The sequence below is a fragment of the Fictibacillus sp. 18YEL24 genome (genome assembly GCF_015903855.1).
Classification (GTDB): Bacteria; Bacillota; Bacilli; order Bacillales; family Fictibacillaceae; genus Fictibacillus; species Fictibacillus phosphorivorans_C.
Genome location: NZ_JACZDT010000005.1, coordinates 246,042 through 264,438 on the forward strand (window position 1 = coordinate 246,042; position 18,397 = coordinate 264,438).

Consider the following 18,397-nt stretch of genomic DNA (forward strand, 5'->3'; position numbering starts at 1 on the left):
TACCACCCTGATTAATGCAACGATCGCATTCACTCGGAAACATACCTTAACGCGGCGAACGGCAAGCATTACTTCATTCACACTTGCAACTAAAGGGTGAGTTCAAAAAAGTCCGGGTTGACTTGCACCAGCCGTCAACTCTCTATCTTTTCCATTCTTTTTTTACTATTCCCTATCATCGTTATTAAAAAATTTAGATGCTAATTTGTATTTTATGAATAACTCCCTAAATTGTCAAGGTTGTTTAGAAGTATAATAACCTATTTTTACCACTTTTAAACAAGGGTTATAACGCTGTAAACCGTATCTTGACAAACATTAAGTAGCTGTTTAATGTAATGTTAACTGTTATTATTTTTGCGTTAACATTAAAAAGGGGTGCAACAGACATGCATGAAAGTAATCAAAAACTGAAGATGTCACTATATGCCGCACTTATGGCAGGAATTACAGCGATCCTCGCTCAGCTGACCATTCCACTTCCATTAGTTCCGATTACGGGACAAACTTTAGCAATCGGGCTTTGCGCAACCATTCTAGGGCGTAAGTATGGTACCCTCGCTGTTATGATCTATGTCGCTATGGGAGCGATCGGTCTTCCTGTTTTCTCTGAAGCTAAAGGTGGGTTCATGGTGCTGATCGGTCCAACAGGAGGCTATATCGTCGGCTTTATCATCGCTGCTTATATCACTGGACTCATTTTAGAAAAGACAAGTTTTACTCTTCTGCCAGCTGTTGTGGCTAACATTGCGGGTATGGTGATTACACTTGTTTTTGGTGCCGTTCAACTAAAGTTCATTGCAAGCCTTAGCTGGGAACAAGCAATGAGTGGTGGTGTTATTCCTTTTTTACTTGTAGGAGTAATTAAAGCCATTTTAGCTTCAGTTCTTGGTGTTACGATCAGAAGAAGATTAATGTCAGCTAAACTGCTTCCAAAAGAAGAAACAAGAGCCGCTTAATTCATTAAAATATAAACCAAGAGACCGTGATTATCCTATCACGGTCTCTTGGTTGTTCATTATCTATAAATCTCAAGAAGCTTGTTGAGGAATTTCAGTTTGCTGAATGGCATGTCGACTCCTGCTATATAGAATCGTCAAAATGAAAGCAAGCACCATCAGGCCGATGATCGTTTGAAACAATACGGATATGTTGAAAATATCTGCAATCATTCCTCCAAACAACGGTCCGAGCATCCTTCCGCCTGTGGCTGTTGAGTTTACGATTCCTTGATAGAATCCGGCTCTGCCTTCAGGAGCAAGCTCTGCTGCGATGGAAGGGACGCCAGGCCATACGAGCATTTCTCCTATAGTAAGAACGATCATGGCCATCATAAAGCCACTAAAGTCTTTAGCATTCCCTACCATCACGAATGAAATAACAAATATACAATATCCAACCAAAATTTGCGATGTTGTGGAGTGCAGCCATCTTTTTAAGAAAAGATTGACTAGCGGCTGACCAAGAACGATAAACACACCGTTAACGGTCCAAAGCAAACTGTACATCTTAAGAGTTACTCCTAGTGATTGTGTATAAGCAGCGATCGTAGACTGCCATTGCACGTAACCAATCCAAGCTAGCAGATACCCTCCACATAAAATCAATAGTGCCATAAACGCTTCTTTGTTATGAATTCTTTTTCGTTGAGAAAAAACAGTCTGCACAGAAGCTTCTTCTGTTGCATCAATGTCTTTAAAACCGAACAGCACGATAATAAAAAATACAAAAGATAGAGCTGAACAACTAATGAATGAGAGTGTAAAAGAATAGGAAGCTGCAAATCCACCAAGAGCAGCCCCAAGCGCCACTCCTACGTTCTGTGCAATATAGATTCGGTTAAATGCTTTTCTCCCACCCTCTTTCCACATCGTACCTGCTAATGCATACATAGATGGAAAGACGATTCCCATTCCAAATCCCATAAAAACAAGAAGGATACTGTACATCCAAAAATCATGAAACCAGATTAATAAGAAGGAAGTCGTAAATGAAATGGAGACACCGAGCATAATGGTCTTGTAGCCTCCTAATTTATCAAAAAGCAATCCTCCCGTTAAGTTACCGATTATTCCGGCACCTGAGTTAAGTAATAGAACAATTCCTGCTACGGTAAGTGACTTACCTAGGTGTTCATGTATAAAAATCGTATTGATCGGCCACAAGAAACTTGAGCCGGTCACATTAAGTGCCATTCCAATGATGAGCAGCCATACTTTCGCTGGCATAAATATCCCCCGCTTGCTAACTAAGATGTCTTAAACCACTCTGTATTTTATTCCTTTTTCCTGCACTTTACAATTTGAAAGTACTGACAACTCACTTTGCCGCTAACAGTGCGAACATGCTACAATGTCATATGGTGCTCATCACCGTATAAAGGAGTGAGAAAGATGGCACACCTTATGGAAAAGCCAGATTATTTTGGAGATAAAAGATATTACACGTGGAATCAGCATTTGAAATCCCATTTTGGAGATAAAATTATTAAAGTACCATTAGATGGAGGATTCGATTGTCCGAATCGTGATGGCAATGCCGCATTTGGAGGATGTACCTTCTGCTCTCAAAGTGGCTCAGGTGATTTTGCAGGAAACCGCCGAGATGATATCATCACACAGTTTCACACCGTTAAAGAACGAATGCATTCGAAATGGAAAAAAGGTAAATATATAGGCTATTTCCAAGCTTTTACGAACACTTACGCTCCTGTTGAGCAACTAAAAGAGCTTTATGAAACGGTACTAGAACAAGAAGGCGTTGTTGGACTTTCGATTGCAACGAGACCTGATTGTTTACCGGATGATGTGATTGAATATCTTGCTGACTTAAATAAAAGAACTTATCTTTGGATCGAGTTAGGACTTCAGACTGTACATGAGCGAACAGCTCTGCTCATAAACAGAGCTCATGACTACGCAACATATGTTGAAGGCGTTGAAAAACTTCGAAAACATAACATTAGAGTATGTTCACACATCATTAACGGATTGCCGTTAGAAACTCCAGAGATGATGATGGAAACTGCAAGAGAAGTTGCGAAACTTGATGTTCAAGGGATTAAGATCCATTTGCTTCATCTTCTAAAAAAGACACCTATGGTCAAACAATATGAACAAGGTATGTTAGAGTTTCTTGATTTTGACACGTATGTAAAACTTGTTTGTGACCAACTAGAGATTCTTCCTCCACAAATGATGATTCACCGACTAACTGGAGACGGGCCATCTGACTTATTAGTCGGACCGATGTGGAGTTTGAATAAATGGAAAGTATTAAATGCGATTGAAAGTGAGCTTAAAAACAGAAATAGTTTTCAAGGGAAATTTTATAATACTACTGAGGTGAACACCCTATGAAATTAGAAGGAGTATTGCCGTTTGCGAGAACGCTTCTTCAATCGTTCTGTAAATCAGGGGACTTGGTCATAGATGCAACTTGCGGAAACGGAAACGACACTTTATTTTTATCAAAACTCGTTGGCGAGAGCGGGCATGTGTTTGCTTTTGATATTCAAGAGCAAGCGATCAAGAACTCAAAACAACGGCTTTTTGATCATCATGCAGATCATAACGTTACTTTTTTTCATGCCTCTCATGATGAGTTAACCACTCAGTTACCTAGTGATCTTCACACAAAAGTAACTGCTGCTATTTTCAACCTTGGTTACTTGCCTGGAAGTGACAAATCTATTACAACAACAGGATTATCTACCATCGGTGCTATTGAACAGCTCCTACAACTGTTAAAACCTGAAGGCGTAATTATACTCGTGATCTACCATGGACATGAAGAGGGCAAAAGAGAAAAAGAAATAGTTATGAATTATGTAAAACAGCTGGATCAAAAACAGGCTCATGTTTTACAATACGAATTTATAAATCAAAAGAACGACCCGCCATTTGTGGTCGCAATCGAAAAAAGAGGCTGAATTCAACTAATCAATGTTGATTCAGCCTTTTTTCAGGATTCAGAAACTGGTCGTCATATATACACCCCGGGGTATTATGGTCATCAATCCGGAAATTTAAGCACGCAATCCAAAAATTCTGACTGTTTATCCACGAGAATTGCCTCTCAATCCAAAAGTTTTTGTCTTTTATCCACGAGTTTACATTCCTCGACAAATTACGCAATAGTTACTATCCTCACATACCCCTACTACATGCGAAGCACATGGAGCTCGACATTACTTTTATGAGAGGGAAGGTTTTAACCTTTGATATAATTTTCGGTTTACATAAAAGAAGTAACTTGTTGCCCCTCCCACTTTAACGAGCTTTGAAGCCATCTTTTTGATCCCAGGACTTTCAGACACCTTTTTATCTGCAAGGTAGATTCCTAACAGCCCTCTTTGGATCAAGCGATGAAACCTCGAATTAGGAAGATTAGCACAGCTTTTCTCTGCTTTTTCCGCAAAATAAACCATTCGTTCAAGCATGTGCTGATCATTCTTATAATACGTACAAAAATTCAGGTCGCCTTCCAACTTGTCCTCATTTTGATCAATAAAATAATCTAAAAGAATATGAAGACCTTGCAGCCATGGAAAGTATCCTTTCTTTATCGTTGCTGCAGATTCTTTTGTGAAGTTTCCTTGAAATGCATAACTGACTAAACAGAAGATACCCAGTGTTGAACCTGCACAAGCTGAAAATTCATACCATGTGATATCTGGTAGAACAGATTGATACTCACCGAACCAACTGATTAGTCGTGGCTCTCTCTCTTGAACGATGACATGTTTATGAACTTGCAAATCACAATAGATCGAGGCTAGTCCGATCAGTTCACTTGCGATATTTGGATAAGCTTTCATCTCTGACAAAACGTTTTGACACGTATAAACTAATTCGTTCAAATAACCTCCGTCGTCCTGTTCTTCACGGTAACGGTAATAATTTGTTGGAACAGCGCCAGGAGATAACGCATGAAACATACTTTCATGAAGAGCACGGAAATCCTTCTCATTCAGTGAAGTGCTTCTGTCACAAAGATTATCTAAATAGTCGCTGATCGTTTGGTACGCCACCACAAACTCGATGGCTTTTTTGCGATGATTCCCTGCTAGCAGTGTAAGGATAGCTCCCCCTTCACAGTGAAACATCTTATCCAAAATGCTGCTGACTGCCTGTCTTCTTAATTCAGGGTTCGGAATCTTCTCAGCTCTCTCATGCCACGACTTAAGCAGATGGCTGACAGCCGGAAAGATATGCGTATAAACGGAATACATCAATCCCCAAGGGTGAACCGGAACTTTGTTCATAAGATGGCTCCTTTTGTTTATTTCTTCCCTTACCTTTTTCTTTAATCGACGTCGCTATGCAGAAACAGAAATTTTTTTACATAATTAAACACATGATCTCTTTCAGGCTCATTTAATACTTCATGATATAGTGATGGAAATTCTTTATACCATTTTTCTTCGAGTTGTACTGCGTTAAACCATTGTTTCACTTTCATTTTATCCACGATTCGATCATCCCCCGCTTGTAAAAGCATTAACGGTACATTTGGAAAATCTTTATAATGATCGAAAACATGTTTTATCGAACCAATCAACTCTCGATACCATCTGACAGAGACTTTTTTAACGATCAGCTTATCCTCTTTATCACGTATACGTATTTCTTCATTCCTGGTAGCACTGCCTTCAGGTAAATTGGTCGCTAACCTTACACTCGGAGCGAGTTTGTTCAATAGAACGGAAACGGCTTCTTTTCCTTTTGATGGGTAATGAACCAATCCTAAACAAGGAGAGGATAAGATAACCGCTTGAACATTAAGCCTTTTTTCCATCAAGGTTCTGATTACGGCTAATCCACCCATGCTATGTCCTAAGATATATACGGGAAGTCCAAATTTCTCGGCTTCAAGATACCATTTTTCTATTGTTTGAACATAATCATCGAATGCATCAATATGCCCTCTTCTTCTCGTTGTCGTACCTTGACCTGGAAGATCGCCTGAAACACAATGCAAACCCACTTCGTTCAATTGTTTGATAACCCAATCATACCTGCCGTGATGTTCGTTTGCACCATGAACGACTACGATCGTTCCGACTGCATTTCTTTTTGTTTTCCATGTCCACATTTCTCCACCTTCTCTATTCATAAGACTTGGTGATTTGCTAAACTGTAGATAGATAAATAATGATAATAGGAGTGTGTAACCATGATCTATCCATTCGGAGATAAACAACCTAAGATTTCAAAAACTGCCTTTATTGCAGACTATGTTACCATTACTGGTGATGTTCAGATCGGCGAATATTCTTCTATCTGGTTTAATACATCCATACGAGGAGACGTTTCCCCGACTATTATCGGGGACTATGTAAACGTTCAAGATAATTCTGTTCTTCATCAAAGTCCGAACCGTCCCCTTCATTTAAAAGACGGCGTTACTGTTGGTCATAGTGTAATCTTACATAGTTGTATCATTGAAGAGAACGCATTGATCGGCATGGGTTCACTCATATTAGATGGAGCTCACATTGGGGAAGGAGCTTTTATAGGTGCAGGGAGTCTCGTTCCTCCTGGAAAAAAGATACCGCCGAACACCTTAGCTTTCGGCCGACCAGCCAAGGTGATCAGAGAGTTAACAGAAGAAGATATCACGGACATGAATCGAATCCGTCGTGAATATTATGAGAAAGGACAGTATTATAAATCATTACAACCTAAACGTTAAACTCGATTAAGTTACCATCAGGGTCACTCACAAAAACTTGGTGCCACTCTGTTTTATTTGTTGGTTTGTTAACATATGGAACGTTATGAGCATCTAATGTTTTTAATAGCTTGTCCATATTCGTAACTCTTACAGCAAAATGACCATCTCTGCTATCAATCTCTGTCGAATTTCTTCTAGCTTTACCCTCAGGATGGACGATCAAATGAAGTTGCGTGTCACCGATATCATACCAAACGCCTGGAAAATCAAATTGAGGGCGTTTTTTATTTTGCTCGAATCCGAGAATTCCCTCATAAAAATACAATGATTCTTTTAGATTGGTTACAAGTAAGGATACATGATGTATGCCTGCATACATGTATAGCCACCTCATCTCTCTTTATGTTTTGCCCATAATTTTAACATAGAAACAAAGAATTTGAGATGAAATCGTACTGAAGCTGCTGCTCTCAACGATTCCGTGATACACTTTGAAATCCTGCTCTTAGAGGATGGTTTTTTTATAATAATTTCATACTGTCTTCATGTTCCCCTTACAATTGTATTTTATTATTATAGTATCGAACAAAATATGAATGGTAAGGGGGATATTCATGACAAAAGTAATCGATTGGCTTTATGAAAAAGAGTGTACCTTTTTCCGACTGATTAACGGAAGACTGCACAGAAATTCAATGGACCATTTCTTTCACCTGTGGACGCATCTTGGTGGTGCAACAGCCACCATCTCAACAAGTATTCTACTTCTGTTATTCCTCCCTATGCATTTAAAGTCTTGGGGAATTGTTTGTATGCTGTCTTTATTGATCAGCCACATTCCTGTTGCTATTTCTAAGAAAATGTACCCGAGAAAGAGACCGTATTTAAGTCTTCCAGATACGAACATCGGCGATAATCCACTAAAAGATCATTCATTTCCGTCGGGTCATACAACCGCTGTATTTTCAATCGTCACACCCTTGATACTATTGAATCCATTTATCGGTATATTTTTATTGGTCGCTGCCCTTTTAGTAGCTATTTCCCGTATGTATCTAGGTCTTCATTATCCTTCTGATGTACTTGCAGGAATGATTCTAGGCATCAGTTCCAGCTTCTTTTCTTTATTTTTAGTAAAAAGCTTTATCTTGCCTTACTTTTTATAAAAGGAGATGAAGAAATGAAGCTTGCTCTTTTTTCTGATACGTTCCATCCACAAATTAACGGAGTTGCGCGCACGTTAAAAAGATTTACGAGTTACCTAGAAACCAATGGAGTTGAATATAAAGTTATCATGCCTTCTTTTGAAGAGCATCAAGAAACAGAATGCAAACAATATTATGCGATGAAAAGCCTGCCACTCTTTCTATATCCGGAGTGCAGGCTTGCCATACCGCAATTTAAAGCCTTGAACGGAGAACTAAGTAAATTCAAACCTGACCTCCTTCATATAGCTACCCCTTTTAATATTGGCTTATTTGGGATGCGATACGGTAAAAAAGAAAACATTCCCATGGTAGGCTCCTATCATACACATTTTGACCGCTACCTTGCATACTACCATCTAGATTTCTTATCCCCCTTGCTCTGGCGTTATCTGCAATGGTTTCATAAACCTTTTGAAAAAATCTTTGTTCCAAGTGAAGAAACACGGAAGATTTTGTACACAAAAAACTTTAATAATATTGACATATGGTCCAGAGGAGTTGACTGTATGATGTTTACACCTCAAAAGCGTGATTACTATGTCCGTGAAAAATATAATATTACACAGAAGTATATCTTTTTGTTCGTGGGAAGATTAGCACCTGAAAAGGACCTAAACATCCTTAAAGAAGTGATAGATCAACTGCCACGTTCTTTCGGCGAGAATGTACATTGGCTGATTGTGGGCGATGGACCAAGTCGACGTGATGTTGAACAGTGGGAATCAGAATATAACAATGTCACCTGTGCAGGTTATCTTTCTGGAGATGAACTAGCGCGAGTTTATGCTTCTTCAGATTTATTTGTCTTCCCTTCTTCTACAGAGACGTTCGGCAATGTTGTTCTAGAAGCATCTGCATCTGGGTTGCCTGCTATCGTGTCAGATTCTGGCGGAGTAGCTGAAATTGTTCAAGACGGTGTAACGGGTATAATCTGTAAAGCTAGAGAAGCTGACTCATTCATAGAAAATATCGTTTCAATTATGGAAGATCATATGCTCTTAAGTTCTATGAAACTAAAAGCAAGAAATTATGCGATGACTCAATCTTGGCCAGCTATCTTTGGGAATCTTTTGATGCAATATGAAGAAGTTATTTATATGAAAAGTAAAAATAAAACGATCATTGCCTAATAGGCGCAGGATATTATGATACTAAAGTAAATAGCAATCGATTTTATTTATAGTTTTATATATTTTGCAACCCTCTGATGAACATTATCGGTTCAGATGATGTTTATCAGAGGGTTATATAAGCATTTTTACGAGGTAATCACAATTTTATCCGTAAATAATGTACATTTATCCGTAAAACTAACGATTAATTCCGTACATAAAATTTTTTATCCGATTTTCGACAAATCCTTCTAAACTAACCACTACAAAAAAACCAGACTCCCAAAAGGAAGTCTGGTTTAACATGTCATTAAATATTTGCTTGTTTCTTAAGCTCTGCAGCTTTATCTGTGTTCTCCCAAGGAAGGTTGATGTCAGTACGTCCAAAGTGGCCGTATGCAGCAGTTTGCTTGTAGATCGGACGGCGAAGATCAAGCATCTTAATGATTCCAGCCGGACGAAGATCGAAGTTGTTGCGAACTAACTCAACAAGAACTTCTTCAGAAACTTTACCTGTTTCAAACGTGTTTACAGCGATTGATACGGGTTGAGCAACACCGATCGCATAAGCAAGCTGTACTTCAACTTTATCAGCAAGACCTGATGCTACGATGTTTTTAGCAACATAACGAGCAGCATAAGCAGCTGAACGGTCAACTTTAGTCGCGTCCTTACCAGAGAATGCACCGCCACCGTGACGAGCATATCCACCGTAAGTATCTACGATGATTTTACGGCCAGTAAGACCTGCATCACCTTGAGGTCCGCCGATTACGAAACGGCCCGTTGGATTGATGAAGTATTTTGTGTTCTCGTCGATCAGTTCAGCAGGAACAACCGGCGTGATTACTTTTTCTTTGATGTCTTTTTGAATTTCTTCAAGTGTGTTCTCTGGGTGGTGCTGAGTAGAAATTACGATTGTATCGATGCGAACAGGCTTATCGTTTTCATCATATTCAACCGTTACTTGAGTTTTTCCATCTGGACGCAAGTAAGGAATCTCTTCAGTCTTACGAACCTCAGTAAGACGGCGAGATAATTTATGAGCTAGTGAGATTGGAAGAGGCATAAGCTCTTCAGTTTCGTTACAAGCAAATCCGAACATTAGACCTTGGTCACCTGCACCGATTGCTTCGATCTCAGCATCTGTCATAGATCCTTCTCTTGCTTCAAGAGCTTGGTCAACACCCATCGCGATGTCAGCAGATTGCTCATCGATGGAAGTTAATACTGCACATGTTTCTGAATCGAAACCATATTTTGCACGGTCATAACCGATTTCTTTAATTGTCTCACGAACTACTTTTGGGATATCTACATAAGTAGAAGTTGTGATCTCACCTGCTACAAGTACAAGACCTGTAGTTACAGAAGTTTCACATGCTACACGAGCATTTGCATCATTAGCTAAAATTTCATCTAGAATCGCATCTGAGATTTGGTCACAGATTTTATCTGGATGGCCTTCTGTAACGGATTCTGATGTAAATAAACGACGACTAACTTTTTTGGACAAGTTAATATCCTCCCTTTAACTGCTTTTGAGTATGATACGGTACTTTATTCTTATCTATTTTACACAGTCTATGTTCTTAACCTGAAAAAGGCATAAAAAAAGCCCTTCCCTGTTTCACATACATTCACGAGGGAAAAGGTTTCTAAAACCATAATGCCTTCAACCTCTTATTGTCCAAGGTTATTTTCACCTTGCAGGTTAGCACCTTTTCATTTCTAGTGGCGTTTTATTTACCACTTTCATGTCGGTTGCTGGGTTTCATAGGGCCTGTCCCTCCACCTACTCAGAATAAGAGTAGCCGTTCTCGAAATATGATAGCGTAATGATCACTCTCTGTCAATAGAAAACCCTATGAATAGCAGTAAGTTTGGAGTATTATATTCTATAGAATGAAAGCGTTTTAAATAAGATGGCTATTTCACATAATTTTGATCTTTTTTTAGGAAGTAAGAACTTTTTTGATGCACTTTCATAAAATAGTATACATTATTTAATTCAATGTGTTATACTAATTTTCGAATATATCACTCTAGGATAAAGGATGGTACTGTCTCATATGAATACTTTGGAATTTACGACAACCTTAAACGATCTTGTGACCCGTGAAACAACTCACCAGAACTTACCTGTTCCGGTTTTAGTAGAAAAATCTCTTCAACGCAACGAGGGCATCCTTACATCCACAGGAGCACTTCAAGCTACAACGGGGAAATATACAGGCCGTTCCCCTGAGGATAAATTTATCGTTGAAGATGCTTCCATTAAAGATTCAATCGATTGGGGAAAGGTTAATAAACCATTTTCACCAGAAAACTTTGATAAATTATACAAAAAAGTCCTCCAATACTTAGGGAATAAAGAAGAACTATTCGTGTTTAAAGGGTTTGCTGGTGCAGACCGCGAGTATCGCCTTCCTATCCAAGTAATCAATGAGTATGCATGGCATAACCTTTTTGCTCATCAAATGTTTGTACGCCCGAACCACGATGAGCTAGGCTCTCATGAATCTCAATTCACAGTGATTTCAGCACCAGGGTTCCAAGCTAATCCGGCTGAAGATGGAACAAACTCCGAGACATTTATTATCGTTTCTTTCGAGAAGAAAATTGTTTTGATCGGTGGTACTGAGTACGCAGGTGAAATTAAAAAATCTGTGTTCTCTGTCATGAACTATATTCTACCTGAAAAAGGCATTCTATCTATGCACTGTTCCGCAAACGTTGGGAATGAAGGAGATGTAGCTTTATTCTTCGGACTATCTGGAACTGGAAAAACTACTTTATCTGCTGACCCTAATCGTCGTTTGATCGGGGATGATGAGCATGGTTGGGCTAACACTGGAGTCTTCAATATTGAAGGTGGATGTTATGCAAAAACAATCGATCTATCGAAAGAAAAAGAACCACAAATCTGGAACGCGATTCGTTTTGGAAGCGTTCTAGAGAATGTAATGATCGACCCTGTAACGAGAGAAGCTGACTATAAAGATTCTTCATTAACTGAAAACACACGTGCAGCTTATCCTGTCGATGCTATTCCAAATATTATTCAACCAAGTGTTGCCGGACACCCGAACACAATCATCTTCTTAACAGCTGATGCATTCGGTGTATTGCCTCCAATCAGCAAACTGACTAAAGAACAAGCGATGTATCACTTCTTATCAGGATACACGAGCAAACTTGCAGGAACAGAAAGAGGCGTAACATCACCACAAGCTACGTTCTCAACATGCTTTGGCGCTCCATTCCTGCCACTACCTGCTACTGTTTACGCTGAGATGCTCGGCAAGAAAATCGATCAGCACAACGTTCAGGTTTATCTTGTTAACACTGGCTGGTCTGGTGGAGAGTACGGAGTCGGAAGCCGTATGAATCTAGGCCACACACGTTCAATGGTGCAAGCAGCATTAGAAGGAGAACTTGCATCGGTTGAAACAGTGGTGGATCCTATTTTTGGGCTTCATATCCCAACACATTGCCCTGGTGTTCCAGATCAAGTTCTTCAACCCAAGAAAACGTGGAGTGATCAAGACGCTTATGACGTTAAGGCGAAAGAGCTTGCTGGCCAATTTAATGCGAACTTTGAAAAATTCAAATCTGTTTCAGCTGAAATTTCTCAAGCTGGACCGCTCGTTTAATACAATGAATAACGACCTTCCATTCTAGCAATGGAAGGTTTTTTTATTTATTATATATGTTTGGATTAGAAAAGGAGCTAAAATCTCATTTTAGCTCCTTTTCCATGTCCTTTCATCCATTCACACAAAGCATATGTAATCTTTCGGTTCTCTGTTGGCGGAAAATAATGTGTATATTCCGGATAGATCCATGTTTCGCATGGTTTTCCGAGCTCTTTTAATCTTTTTTCAATCTTAAGGGTATGCTCTACACTTACGTTTTCATCCTTCATGCCATGAATACAAAGTAGCGGTGTATCTAATTCTTCACAATAGTTAAGTGGCGATCTCCATTCAAATTCTTCTGGATATTTATCTGGAGTCCCTCCGATCACTCTCTTCATCATCCTCCGCAGATCTTCTCTCTCGTCATACGTAATCGCCATGTCAGTCACTCCGCCCCATGTTACGACAGACCGAATTTCAGGAAATTTCATAGCTGTAAATAAGGCCATAGGACCGCCTCGTGAAAAGCCAAACACATGAATGTCCACTGGATCTACTTTAGGAAACTGCTTTAATACCTCAAAAGCGGCAAAAGCATCAGTACGATCTTCTCCAGCAAAATCTTCGTTGCCTTCTCCCCCTTGATTTCCTCGATAATACGGAGCCATAACAACAAATCCTTGTGAAGCAAACTGGATGATCCTAGCAATTCTGACCATTCCAACGGACTTGATCCCACCTCTAAGATAAAGAAAGCCTGGAAATGGTCCTTTTCCTTCAGGTAAGGCTGCTAGTCCTTTTATTTTTAATCCATCATTTAAATACGTGACTACATACAAGCGAATGGTAGGATGCGGAGAAGGAAATCGCTGCCACTCTATCATCTTTGCTTTTTTCATTCCTACACTCCTTTATTTTTGTGGGCAAACACACATTTGCACCAATCACATACATTATTACATAAAAGTCATGACTTCATCCCTATGTGCAGGAGGATCCAATATGAAATATTTCAAAAGAAAACTAACGATACTTTTCACTTGTTTACTAGCTTTCTCCATGCTGTTGGCAGGATGCAATACCTCTAGCCCTAAAAAAGAAAAAGTCAGAATTGCTGAAGTAACACGATCCATTTTTTACGCTCCACAATATGTTGCCATAGAGAAAGGCTTTTTTAAAGAAGAAGGTTTAGACGTTGAACTGACTACCACCTGGGGCGGCGATAAAACGATGACAGCTTTGTTGTCTGATGGCGCAGACGTAGCACTCGTTGGTTCAGAAACAACCATCTATGTACATGCACAAGAATCAACAGATCCTGTTATTAACTTTGCACAGCTTACACAGACAGATGGTACTTTCTTAGTGGCAAGAAAAAAGCCGGAATTCTTTTCATGGGATCAGCTTAAAGGCAGTACTTTCTTAGGCCAGCGTAAAGGCGGCATGCCACAGATGGCAGGTGAGTTTGGTATAAAGAAACACGGGATTGATCCTAAGAACGATCTAACGATGATTCAAAACATTGATTTCGCTAACATCGCGAATGCGTTTGCTTCTGGAACAGGAGATTATGTTCAATTATTCGAGCCGCAAGCAAGTCTATTTGAACAAGAAGGAATCGGACACATTGTTGCTTCGTTCGGAGCTGAGTCTGGGAAGATTCCTTATACAACCTTTATGGCGAAACAGAGCTATATAAAAGAAAACAAAGAAACATTAGACAAATTTACAAAAGGTTTATATAAAGCGCAGTTATGGGTGGAGAACCACTCTGCAAAAGAGATCGCAAAAGTTATCGCACCTTATTTTGAAGATACCCCTGTAGAACTTATTGAAACCGTTGTGGATCGCTATAAAAGTCAACACAGTTTCGCTCTTAACCCAATTCTAGATGAAGAAGAGTGGAACAACTTACAGACTATTATGGACGAAGCGGGCGAACTTCCTAAAAAAGTGGATTATGACATTCTTGTTGATACTTCAATAGCAAAGAAAGCCATCAAGTAGAGGAACAGACGGGTCTGCATACAATAAGGCTACCATAGGGAGCTTCTTGTCGAACATATACACGAGAAGCTTCACAGGTGGTTGTTTGAAGTGCAAATACAAAATCAGGAGGGGATCGTCGTGGCTTTATTACAACTAAAATCTGTCGGGCAAACATACTTTTCAAAAACGTCTGCCACAACGGCCTTAGAAGATATTTCGCTTTCTGTACAAGAAGGCGAATTTATATCCTTACTAGGACCGAGCGGGTGCGGTAAATCCACACTTTTATCTATGATCGCAGGTCTACTCACTCCAACGGTCGGAACGGTAACGGTGAATAACCAACTGGTCACATCTCCGCATCCGAAAATCGGTTACATGCTTCAGCAAGATTATTTGTTTCCATGGAAAACGATTCAAGATAACATAACGCTTGGTTTGAAACTGAGGAACCAACATTCATTGGAAAACGTTCAAGCAGCAGTGAAACTTCTCAAAGAGATCGGATTAGATCACACATTAACCAAATATCCTTCAGAGCTTTCTGGAGGAATGAGACAGAGAGTGGCACTCGTTCGAACACTCGCCACACAGCCCAAAATCCTTTTACTCGATGAACCTTTCTCAGCACTCGATTACCAAACAAAGTTAAAGCTTGAAGATCTCGTATCCTCAACTCTAAAAGAACATGGAAAAACAGCTATCTTAGTTACACATGATATCGGTGAGGCTATCGCGATGAGTGATACCGTTATCTTGTTATCAACTAATCCTGGACGTATTTTCAGGACATTTAAGATGCCTGAAACATTAAAGACACTCCCTCCCTTTGAAGCTCGTCAGCACCCTGATTTTTCTGCAACCTTTCAGCAAATATGGGAGGAGTTGGAGCACATTGAACAAAACGATAAAGAGTAAGATACACCAAGAGTATCTAGAATCGATAAAAAAAGAAAATCGAAATATACGCCTAGTTCAGCTTTTTATTTTTATCAGCTTTTTCTTGTTATGGGAAGTTTCATCTCTACGAGGCTGGATCAATCCATTACTATTTAGTTCACCAACGAAAATAGGATCTCTTTTTATTGAAAAGATTAGTGATGGTTCACTTTATATCCACGTTTTTTTTACTCTAGGTGAGACTGTACTCGGATTCATATTAGGTACACTGTTAGGGACTTTACTTGCCGCTCTTCTGTGGTGGTCACCATTTCTGTCTAAGGTTCTTGATCCATATCTAGTTGTCTTAAACGCCATGCCGAAAGTGGCGTTAGGACCTATATTGATCGTTGCGATTGGGCCGAACTTTGGTTCGATCATTGCTATGGGGATCTTAATCTCGATCATCATTACGACCCTCGTCGTATACACAGCGTTTCAAAATGTGGATGCCAACTATATTAAAGTGGTTCGATCTTTTGGAGGCAATAAAAAACAGTGCTTTAAGGAGGTTATCCTTCCAGCCTGTTTTCCGAATATCATATCTTCTTTAAAAGTAAATGTGGGGTTGTCGTGGGTTGGTGTCATCGTAGGCGAGTTTCTTGTTTCAAAACAAGGCTTAGGGTACATGATCATCTACGGATTCCAAGTCTTTAACTTCACACTCGTACTAATGAGCCTCTTGATCATTGCTGTAATGGCTACCGTAATGTATCAAGGAGTCGAATGGCTTGAACGGAAACTTATTAAGCACCGTTTATGATCATTTTATTTTAGGCCAGGGAATGCAGAAGAGCGTACTTCATACTCTCTTTTAGCACCTGGTCTTTCATCATAAAGCTGAACGACTTATCCGTGGAAACATCATCAGGCAACTCACTCATTAATACAGGTCCATTTGTTTCAAAATAGCGATGCTTTAAAAGAATCTTGTCCACAGTGGCTACATAAATATTCTTAATGATCTTTCCGCCTTTTCCATCAACAAAGTACTGACCAATATATTTAAGATCTGATACTCTTCCACCCGTCTCTTCAAAAACTTCCCGAACGGCTGCTTCATCCGCTGTTTCTCCAGGTTCTACCTTTCCACCAGGAAACTCAATTCCACGTCTCGGATGCTCAGTCAGCAACCATTGATCTTTAAATTTACACAAACACCACACGTGTTTTGGCGTATCCGAAAAGGGGTGGTCTGAAAACGACAATTGTACAGTGTTGTTATAAAAATCTTTAAACGTAATTATATCCATCACACTACTCCATCTCGACTGTTTCCTTTATTGTAAAGTTCACAACATTTAAAGTCCATTTGTTTTAATTGCAACTCACTAAAGTACGCTCTCTTAGAGCTACAACTTCCTCTTCCTATTATGTAACAATCCTAGTTTATTCAATCTAATCGTAAAAAAACATGGGTGGTAAAACCCATGTTTTAATCTACTGATGCAAATGTAATAATCCATTTTCCGTTGAGGTATTCGTATCCTAAAGTAATTTCATATGAGCCATATAGATCAGACTCATTTTTTTGATGTACTCTATAAGAATGATCTGAAAGCTGTTTGATCATTACAGGTTCACTTTCTTCTAGCCAAGGTGGAAGTTCAGTAGGAATGATGTATAGCGAACTTTCTCGTTCCTCAAATAAACCATCCGTATAATATGCAGCTAGATCTTTAGACACAAAATTCGTTAAATATGTCATATATTCTTCTTTATTAGAATAATTTAAAACCCTATAGTTTTCATCGGTTTCTTGCTTTAGTGCTTCAATAAAGAGATTCGCCTGTTTCTTCGCGATATCCTCCGTAAATACAGGGACAGCTTGTTTTTCTTTCGTTTCTTCAGCCGTTACTGGCTGAGTAATAATCTTATCCGAAGTACCGGACTTCTCTTGAACGTTTTCAGGAATGTTAGGGACAATAATGAATGATAGCATAACAGCCAAACATAGTGCTAGAAAAGCTTTCATGACATTTCACCGCCTGACATTGTTTTCTTACTATAATCTATTCACTGATTTCAAAATTCTAAACCCTTTTTAAGTAATCATTGAAAATGGTTTCATAAATATCAGACTAAACTCATTAACTTGCTTTTTTATATTTTCTACTTTTCTTGCCGATCTCATACAATCCAGTTGCGGCTAACCCCGCTATTCCTCCAGACCATAATCTGAGTTGAACATTCATTTCTGTAACGGGAGCAGCTAACAATCCGATGATCAATCCTACAAAAAAACTAATAATGGGTATATATTTTTTCGGAATCGGGAAAGTACGTTTTAAGAGCTCCATCATTGCTGTCACCAAAGGAGCTAATAGTGTTGAAAACATGAGTACTTGCTCCAACAGGACCACCCCCCATTTCATAAGCACAACCTTCCTTTAGTAACTTAAAGATTCAAGCTTCATACCATATTTCCTGCCAAAATAAAAAAATTACTTTTTGTCCTAAGCGTTATATAGCAGTTTGCATAAAATAAAGTGCCATGATTTTTTTCGGTTATTTTATTGAAATGAGTCAATACTATTGGTAATGAAAGGCAAGACAGGAGTGAGTTTTATGGTAAAAGGCGACGATCTTTTTCTAATACGCTTAGAAGCAAACGAAATTTCATGGTGGGAGTATGCAAGAAATGTCTCACCCGTTTCGAGACCAAAGCAATATCTAACGTATTGGTCATTCTTAAAAAATAGAGGCAAGTTACCTAGAAGGTTAGTAAAAGAAGCGGAATGGCGCATGGAAGCTAGAAGAAAAGGCTTACTAGATACATGATACTTAACTAAAAGAAGCAAAAGACTCTAAGAGAGCCTTTTGCTTTATT

At 39.2% G+C, this 18,397-nt stretch carries 20 protein-coding genes, 1 riboswitch and 1 other annotated feature (1 of these 22 running past the window's edge); of the genes, 11 read left to right on the forward strand and 9 right to left on the reverse strand.

From position 1 onward, the window contains the following. Positions 1-188 (reverse strand) — a binding site (T-box leader); it reaches 42 nt to the left of the window's first position. 201 nt (positions 189-389) lie between these two features. Then, on the forward strand, positions 390-959 hold the full coding sequence (locus tag HU823_RS16550) for a biotin transporter BioY (RefSeq protein ID WP_144698493.1): 570 nt from the start codon (positions 390-392) through the stop codon (positions 957-959). 72 nt (positions 960-1,031) lie between these two features. Here HU823_RS16550 and HU823_RS16555 read toward each other — a convergent pair whose 3' ends face one another. Beyond that, a complete protein-coding gene (locus tag HU823_RS16555) occupies positions 1,032-2,228 on the reverse strand; it encodes an MDR family MFS transporter (RefSeq protein WP_137788585.1) in 1,197 nt (398 codons plus the stop codon). A gap of 165 nt (positions 2,229-2,393) precedes the next feature. On the opposite strand from HU823_RS16555, the gene HU823_RS16560 reads away from it, so the two are divergent. Both HU823_RS16560 and HU823_RS16565 read left to right on the forward strand, forming a co-directional pair. Further along, positions 2,394-3,359 (forward strand): TIGR01212 family radical SAM protein, encoded by a 966-nt coding sequence (locus HU823_RS16560; protein WP_231607509.1) that lies wholly within the window; start codon positions 2,394-2,396, stop codon positions 3,357-3,359. After that, complete coding sequence (locus HU823_RS16565) at positions 3,356-3,931, forward strand: class I SAM-dependent methyltransferase (RefSeq protein WP_197222720.1); 576 nt, start codon at positions 3,356-3,358, stop codon at positions 3,929-3,931. Before HU823_RS16560 ends, HU823_RS16565 begins: the two co-directional genes overlap by 4 nt. Positions 3,932-4,195: 264 nt before the next feature. Here the strand turns inward: HU823_RS16565 and HU823_RS16570 are convergent, their stop codons facing one another. Both HU823_RS16570 and HU823_RS16575 read right to left on the reverse strand, forming a co-directional pair. Then, positions 4,196-5,266, reverse strand: a complete 1,071-nt coding sequence (locus tag HU823_RS16570) for a tetraprenyl-beta-curcumene synthase family protein (protein ID WP_197222721.1) — start codon at positions 5,264-5,266, stop codon at positions 4,196-4,198. 41 nt (positions 5,267-5,307) lie between these two features. Next, on the reverse strand, positions 5,308-6,096 hold the full coding sequence (locus HU823_RS16575) for an alpha/beta hydrolase (protein ID WP_197222722.1): 789 nt from the start codon (positions 6,094-6,096) through the stop codon (positions 5,308-5,310). An 81-nt stretch (positions 6,097-6,177) separates the two neighbouring features. Between HU823_RS16575 and HU823_RS16580 the strand changes: the two genes are divergently transcribed. Further along, positions 6,178-6,696: a gamma carbonic anhydrase family protein gene (locus HU823_RS16580; RefSeq protein ID WP_144698484.1), complete on the forward strand. Its 519-nt coding sequence runs from the start codon at positions 6,178-6,180 to the stop codon at positions 6,694-6,696. Here HU823_RS16580 and HU823_RS16585 read toward each other — a convergent pair. Beyond that, complete coding sequence (locus HU823_RS16585) at positions 6,686-7,057, reverse strand: VOC family protein (RefSeq protein WP_144698482.1); 372 nt, start codon at positions 7,055-7,057, stop codon at positions 6,686-6,688. The two genes, HU823_RS16580 and HU823_RS16585, sit on opposite strands and share 11 nt — an antisense overlap. A 235-nt stretch (positions 7,058-7,292) precedes the next feature. Here HU823_RS16585 and HU823_RS16590 point away from each other — a divergent pair, with 235 nt between their 5' ends. Both HU823_RS16590 and HU823_RS16595 read left to right on the forward strand, forming a co-directional pair. Continuing rightward, positions 7,293-7,844 carry a phosphatase PAP2 family protein gene (locus HU823_RS16590; protein ID WP_197222723.1) on the forward strand — a complete coding sequence of 184 codons (552 nt, stop codon included), beginning with the start codon at positions 7,293-7,295 and terminating at the stop codon, positions 7,842-7,844. A gap of 14 nt (positions 7,845-7,858) precedes the next feature. Continuing rightward, the gene (locus tag HU823_RS16595; protein ID WP_197222724.1) at positions 7,859-9,016 is read left to right on the forward strand and encodes a glycosyltransferase family 4 protein; all 1,158 of its coding nucleotides are present in this window, start codon (positions 7,859-7,861) and stop codon (positions 9,014-9,016) included. 292 nt (positions 9,017-9,308) lie between these two features. Here HU823_RS16595 and metK read toward each other — a convergent pair whose 3' ends face one another. Next, entirely contained in the window at positions 9,309-10,514 is a 1,206-nt protein-coding gene (gene metK, locus HU823_RS16600) for a methionine adenosyltransferase (RefSeq protein WP_144698476.1), read from the reverse strand. 164 nt (positions 10,515-10,678) lie between these two features. Further along, a riboswitch (SAM riboswitch) is annotated at positions 10,679-10,809 on the reverse strand. Between the two features lie 261 nt (positions 10,810-11,070). Between metK and pckA the strand changes: the two genes are divergently transcribed. After that, on the forward strand, positions 11,071-12,654 hold the full coding sequence (gene pckA, locus HU823_RS16605; protein ID WP_197222725.1) for a phosphoenolpyruvate carboxykinase (ATP): 1,584 nt from the start codon (positions 11,071-11,073) through the stop codon (positions 12,652-12,654). Between the two features lie 77 nt (positions 12,655-12,731). Here the strand turns inward: pckA and HU823_RS16610 are convergent, their stop codons facing one another. Next, positions 12,732-13,538 carry an alpha/beta hydrolase family protein gene (locus tag HU823_RS16610; protein WP_197222726.1) on the reverse strand — a complete coding sequence of 269 codons (807 nt, stop codon included), beginning with the start codon at positions 13,536-13,538 and terminating at the stop codon, positions 12,732-12,734. Positions 13,539-13,698: 160 nt separating this feature from the next. Between HU823_RS16610 and HU823_RS16615 the strand changes: the two genes are divergently transcribed. From HU823_RS16615 to HU823_RS16625, 3 genes are all read left to right on the forward strand, one after another. Further along, complete coding sequence (locus tag HU823_RS16615; protein ID WP_231607528.1) at positions 13,699-14,646, forward strand: ABC transporter substrate-binding protein; 948 nt, start codon at positions 13,699-13,701, stop codon at positions 14,644-14,646. A gap of 120 nt (positions 14,647-14,766) precedes the next feature. After that, a complete protein-coding gene (locus HU823_RS16620; protein WP_144698468.1) occupies positions 14,767-15,546 on the forward strand; it encodes an ABC transporter ATP-binding protein in 780 nt (259 codons plus the stop codon). After that, positions 15,524-16,330, forward strand: coding sequence for an ABC transporter permease (locus HU823_RS16625; RefSeq protein WP_197222728.1), 807 nt, complete (start codon positions 15,524-15,526; stop codon positions 16,328-16,330). The genes HU823_RS16620 and HU823_RS16625 overlap by 23 nt, the downstream gene beginning before the upstream one ends. A gap of 10 nt (positions 16,331-16,340) precedes the next feature. Here the strand turns inward: HU823_RS16625 and ytkD are convergent, their stop codons facing one another. From ytkD to HU823_RS16640, 3 genes are all read right to left on the reverse strand, one after another. Continuing rightward, positions 16,341-16,820, reverse strand: coding sequence for an RNA deprotection pyrophosphohydrolase (gene ytkD, locus HU823_RS16630; RefSeq protein ID WP_231607511.1), 480 nt, complete (start codon positions 16,818-16,820; stop codon positions 16,341-16,343). A gap of 182 nt (positions 16,821-17,002) precedes the next feature. After that, positions 17,003-17,542, reverse strand: a complete 540-nt coding sequence (locus HU823_RS16635) for a hypothetical protein (RefSeq protein WP_144698464.1) — start codon at positions 17,540-17,542, stop codon at positions 17,003-17,005. Between the two features lie 115 nt (positions 17,543-17,657). Continuing rightward, positions 17,658-17,921, reverse strand: a complete 264-nt coding sequence (locus HU823_RS16640) for a holin (RefSeq protein ID WP_144698462.1) — start codon at positions 17,919-17,921, stop codon at positions 17,658-17,660. A 214-nt stretch (positions 17,922-18,135) separates the two neighbouring features. Here HU823_RS16640 and HU823_RS16645 point away from each other — a divergent pair, with 214 nt between their 5' ends. Then, entirely contained in the window at positions 18,136-18,348 is a 213-nt protein-coding gene (locus HU823_RS16645) for a hypothetical protein (RefSeq protein WP_137788569.1), read from the forward strand. Positions 18,349-18,397 lie beyond the last annotated feature (49 nt).